Source organism: Methylobacterium crusticola, from assembly GCF_003574465.1.
In the GTDB taxonomy this organism is placed as follows: Bacteria; Pseudomonadota; Alphaproteobacteria; order Rhizobiales; family Beijerinckiaceae; genus Methylobacterium; species Methylobacterium crusticola.
In genome coordinates this window covers 1-4,119 of the sequence record NZ_QOWC01000368.1, presented here as the reverse complement: position 1 = coordinate 4,119, position 4,119 = coordinate 1, and the positions used below count along the sequence as shown (strand labels likewise).

7 protein-coding genes are annotated in these 4,119 nt (G+C 65.3%); 2 read left to right on the top strand and 5 right to left on the bottom strand.

What is annotated here, in order from left to right:
* Positions 1 to 458: 458 nt before the first annotated feature.
* On the bottom strand, positions 459 to 620 hold the full coding sequence (locus DT057_RS37645; RefSeq protein WP_128566449.1) for a transposase: 162 nt from the start codon (positions 618 to 620) through the stop codon (positions 459 to 461).
* Positions 621 to 1,238: 618 nt separating this feature from the next.
* Positions 1,239 to 1,496, bottom strand: a complete 258-nt coding sequence (locus DT057_RS34175; protein WP_128566448.1) for a hypothetical protein — start codon at positions 1,494 to 1,496, stop codon at positions 1,239 to 1,241.
* Positions 1,497 to 1,722: 226 nt separating this feature from the next.
* Here DT057_RS34175 and DT057_RS34170 point away from each other — a divergent pair, with 226 nt between their 5' ends.
* Positions 1,723 to 2,142: a hypothetical protein gene (locus DT057_RS34170; protein WP_128566447.1), complete on the top strand. Its 420-nt coding sequence runs from the start codon at positions 1,723 to 1,725 to the stop codon at positions 2,140 to 2,142.
* A 30-nt stretch (positions 2,143 to 2,172) separates the two neighbouring features.
* Positions 2,173 to 2,628: a hypothetical protein gene (locus DT057_RS34165; RefSeq protein ID WP_128566446.1), complete on the top strand. Its 456-nt coding sequence runs from the start codon at positions 2,173 to 2,175 to the stop codon at positions 2,626 to 2,628.
* Between the two features lie 181 nt (positions 2,629 to 2,809).
* On the opposite strand, the gene DT057_RS34160 is transcribed toward DT057_RS34165, so the two are convergent.
* The 3 genes from DT057_RS34160 to DT057_RS34150 all read right to left on the bottom strand — a co-directional run bounded on the left by DT057_RS34160 (position 2,810) and on the right by DT057_RS34150 (position 3,956).
* Complete coding sequence (locus tag DT057_RS34160; RefSeq protein WP_128566445.1) at positions 2,810 to 3,232, bottom strand: Ros/MucR family transcriptional regulator; 423 nt, start codon at positions 3,230 to 3,232, stop codon at positions 2,810 to 2,812.
* 93 nt (positions 3,233 to 3,325) lie between these two features.
* A complete protein-coding gene (locus tag DT057_RS34155; RefSeq protein WP_128566444.1) occupies positions 3,326 to 3,715 on the bottom strand; it encodes a type II toxin-antitoxin system VapC family toxin in 390 nt (129 codons plus the stop codon).
* Positions 3,708 to 3,956 carry an AbrB/MazE/SpoVT family DNA-binding domain-containing protein gene (locus DT057_RS34150; protein ID WP_128566443.1) on the bottom strand — a complete coding sequence of 83 codons (249 nt, stop codon included), beginning with the start codon at positions 3,954 to 3,956 and terminating at the stop codon, positions 3,708 to 3,710. Before DT057_RS34150 ends, DT057_RS34155 begins: the two co-directional genes overlap by 8 nt.
* Between the last annotated feature and the right edge of the window lie 163 nt (positions 3,957 to 4,119).

Sequence of the window (4,119 nt, the reverse complement as noted above, 5' to 3'; positions counted from 1 at the left end):
CGAAGCAGGACTCGCGACGACGAAGCGTTTCCTGGGGTCCCACCACAGCCATCCATGCTGATAATGGCCTCGGCTGCCTCTTCGTCCGACCAACGCATCGCGTAGTTGCGCGCGTCCACGGCGATGCAGAGGGCGGTGATGATCTCGACGTGCTCGCTATCCGTGAGTGGCGAGCCGTCTGCCCAGCAGAGGCGGCACTTCTCAACGTCCCTACCTATGGCTGCTGGGGCTTGGAGGATTGGTTAGTCTGCGCTTACCCATCTACCACGCGGCTATGGCAAACCGTGGCCTCCCTCGCCGTGACAGGGAACTTTCATCGCACCTCCTCGCGCTGCTGCTGGGCGCGACCGGCGCAAGCGCGTTCCCTGTCCAAGGGCACGCGGCGCCGCCGATAGGTCGCTGACACCATGTTGGCGGCAGTCGCCCCGCTAGCCCTCGTGGTTGTCAGCCACTGTTAGCTACACTCCGCGCAAACCCCGGTTGGCCAGAGACCGCAGAGAGGCCTTCCAGAACGGCTCGGCTTCGCAGGCGCCAGCGGCGATGCCGAGCAGCTCGCGCCGCCCATCCGTGGTTGCGCCGCCACTCTGACGGCCACCGAGACGATGAAGCTGGCGTTGCACACATTCATGTCGGTGGTGGCGCTCCTGAGATCAGGCCACGCCCTTCGATCGGCGGCAGAGGAAAGCGTTCACCCGCTCGTCGGTTTCCTGGCACGTCCACGCGACCTGGCGCTTCGGTACGCTGGAGCTGCCCCACGCCCAGGTCGTCCACCACCGGCGGTCGAAGCTCTTCGCGTGCCCTTCTCACTTCACGGGCATTTCTGACCCGTTTTGCGGGCATTTCTGACCCGTGAAAATGGGTGGACAATCGATCTCTGCAGCGTTGGCAACCCCCTGTGGATCAATGACAAATCTTGTCTCAAAGGGGGATGGGGAGGCTTTTCTGACATCCGAAATGCTGACGACGACAAAATAAAAATCTGTATGACTCCCTGTGCGGTGGACACCCCTGGCTCCCCCAGACTTTGATGCCCCCGGGGGGTCTAGCCTGCCCCTGGAGGCCCCAGGAACGGCGTTCACGTTGTCGCCTGGTAGGTAAAGTGGCTCCCCTGTGTGTCGATGCGCGGCCAGGTTACGGCTACCGGGGCGTCACCGCCCTAGTGAACCGGCTGCTACTCTCGCGCGGCGAGCCCGTCGTCAACATCAAGCAGGTGCTGCGCGTCCTGCGGGTGAACGAACTCACGCTCGCGACCCACACTCCCGAGCTTCTCCAGTCGCGCCGAGCCACCCAACCGCCTCCTCGAAGCTGGCGAAGGTGTGGACCTGATCGGTGAACGGCAGCGGCCGCTTCGCGCGCGGTGTCGCCTCGAGCAACTCGACGTGCCACTTGGACATCGAGGATTTCTGCCCCGGCTCACGGGCGAGGCTGGCGATCACGCTGCCATCACGATCGACATCGTAGCTGCCCGGAGCGAGCTGCACGAGCGTGTAGGCCATCAGTTCCTCCCAACTCCGTGTCCTGCTTCGCCCCGCTGCCTACAGCCACGAGGAGCACCGCCCACCGCATCCTTTCGGTGTGGCGGGCCGTGAGTGACGGGCCCGGGGGAACCCGTCGCCGCAAGCGACACCGCAACAGGGTTAACGTTTCGCTGTCGTTCCCGTCCCGTTCCCGTTGTGGAAAACCTGCGAAGCAGACACTCCTGCCCTTGGAGCGGGGCAAATCATGCACATGCGAGTGGGGGAGCGGCTGCGCCTGACGGTGTCGGGCGCGGAGTGCCGTGCTGTGGTCAGTCTCAACACCTATCCGATCACCCAGCCGGCGATCGAGGGCCTGGACCCGTGCGAGGACGGCTTCGGCTATGACGTGACATCCTGGCTGCATCCTGGTCGTAACGTCCTGAGCGTGGTGCTGATCGGCCCGCCGGGCGAGCAGCCGTTCCGGCTGGTGGCGGAGCGCGCTGGACAGGCGCTGCTCCTGCTGGACGAGGCGGAGTTCCTGCCGCTCTCCACGCCCTGGCGGCTATGGACCGCGACGATCGAATTGGCCGCGTCGTTGCCGTTGCCGAGGTCCGTCATGGAGCGTGGGTTCGAGCGGCAGTGCCTGAGCCGAGGTCCCAGCCTCCACTCAAGCATGACCGCGTGATCTGGACGAACCGGAAGGTCGACTCGGACCATGCTGCTGACCAAACGCCAGCTCGCTGGCGCGCTGCTGACGGCTCGTCATATCGCCGAGCGTGATCAGCTCGCAGCTTTCATCCGCGATGAGGGCACGTCGTTCGCCGCCAACCCGTTCCCCTCCACGAGCTCAGGCGCCGCTCACCAGCTCTGGAGCACCCGCTCAATCGAGTTCCGGGCCATGCAGGTCGCTTCAGCGGGCCTGCCTTGCCTGCTCGCGGCGCTGGCGCGCTTGCCGAGGGGTGAGCTGCTGCATCAGGAGATCCTGCGAGCGGGGCCGCACAGCCTCTATCTCCTTCATCACGGTGACGGCTGCCGGATCGTCGGAGCTGTCCTGCAGGGCAAGCCGCGTCAGGTGCTGCCGGTGATCGGCCGATCGCCGAGACCTCGTGGACGGCCGCGGCGCGCGCATGGCGGGCAGCAGCTCGACCTGTTCGGGATGGGCTTTGCCTGAGGCACCGGGGATGGATGGGTGTGCCCCACAGGCTGGTGGGGAGAACGGGTCCGCCACCAACCCGTCACCACGTACTCTCTCACGATCCTACCTGCAGGCAGAGCCGGAGCGCCCCAGGATTGCGTCCTCAAGAGAGGCGCCCGTGGACCAGCCTCAGGCTTGGTCACGAGCGCCCAGGCGCTTACCCAGCCGCGCTCTTGCGCCGTCCCTGACCGAGGCCGATGCTCTTGGCGAGTTCGCTGCGCTGCGCCGCGTAGTTGGCTGCCACCATCGGGTAGTCGTGCGGCAGGCTCCACTTCTGGCGGTACTGCTCGGGGGTCAGCCCGCGGCTATTCAGGTGTCGTTTCAGCGACTTGTAGGGCTTGCCGTCTTCCAGGCTGATGATCGCGTCAGGCGTCACCGATTTCCTGATTGAGATCGGCGGTGTCAGCTTCTCGGGCTCAGGCGTGGCGGGCTGGCCCAGGCCATTAAGTGCGCCGTGCACGGTTTGGAGCAGGTGGGGCAGCTCGGCGGCCGGAACATTGTTCCTGGCAACGTACGCCGAGACGATGTCGGCTGTGAGTTCCGTCAGATCGACAGGTGCACCAGCGTATTCATCCGACATTGAAGGCTCCCTCCCGGAAAAAGTGCCTAGAAGCACAGCCGCGCTTGGGTTGTCAACGGTGCAGAACTCGCTGCCAGCCATCCATCTGCTTGCTTATCGCACGAGCTCGACGCCGACCTCGACTTCGAGCTTCGCCCAATCTCGGTTGGTGGGGAGCGCGACAGCACTGCGGTCCGCCGCGAGCGCCAGGCACGCGCGATCCCCGAGCGACAGACCCGCGCTACGCGTGCTGGCGCGCAAGGCTCCCATCGCCTCGCCCTGCGCACGGTCGAGGGGTACGACATCGAGATCCAACTCGCGCAGGTTCGCTACCACCTCCTCGGGGGCTTGGCCGCGGTCGACCAGCTTGCCGATCACCTCAGCGTAGTTGGCCGCACTGATGCAGGCACCGTGGAGCACCGCCTCCACGCGGTCTGCGCCCGGTTCGTCGAAGAGCAGGCAGAGCAGGGCAGAGGCATCGAGGACGTACCCTCCCTTACTCACACCCGACCTCCTCACGCCGGTCAGCGATCAGCTCGTCGGATACCAAGCCCTCCGCCGGTGCGTAGGCACGCAGCTTGGCCTGGATGCGACGCAGGGCGGATCGCGCGGGGCGGATGCGGAGCTCGTCGCCGTGCAGCTCCATGAACACGGTGTCGCCCTTGCTCAGACCCAAGCTCTGTCGGAAGGCGGCGGGCACGATGATGCGGCCACCCTCCACCACTTTGCCCCTCACCGCTGACATAACGAATTCCTGCTACAAGGCTACGAATGCACCAAAAGTGCAGCAAATTGGCCTTGGTGCAGGAACCCTCAGGCTGGCATCAAGCTATCCATCTGCCACGTAATCGCAGCAGTGCACGTTGGAGCGCTTGCTGGAGCTGGTTACCACCGGTCCGTCATTCGCT

Bases quoted from the DNA above. Each gene is read 5' to 3' on its own strand.
- DT057_RS34175 (WP_128566448.1), bottom strand. From the start codon at position 1,496: ATGGCCTACACGCTCGTGCAGCTCGCTCCGGGCAGCTACGATGTCGAT.
- DT057_RS34170 (WP_128566447.1), top strand. From the start codon at position 1,723: ATGCACATGCGAGTGGGGGAGCGGCTGCGCCTGACGGTGTCGGGCGCG.
- DT057_RS34165 (WP_128566446.1), top strand. From the start codon at position 2,173: ATGCTGCTGACCAAACGCCAGCTCGCTGGCGCGCTGCTGACGGCTCGT.
- DT057_RS34160 (WP_128566445.1), bottom strand. From the start codon at position 3,232: ATGTCGGATGAATACGCTGGTGCACCTGTCGATCTGACGGAACTCACA.
- DT057_RS34150 (WP_128566443.1), bottom strand. From the start codon at position 3,956: ATGTCAGCGGTGAGGGGCAAAGTGGTGGAGGGTGGCCGCATCATCGTG.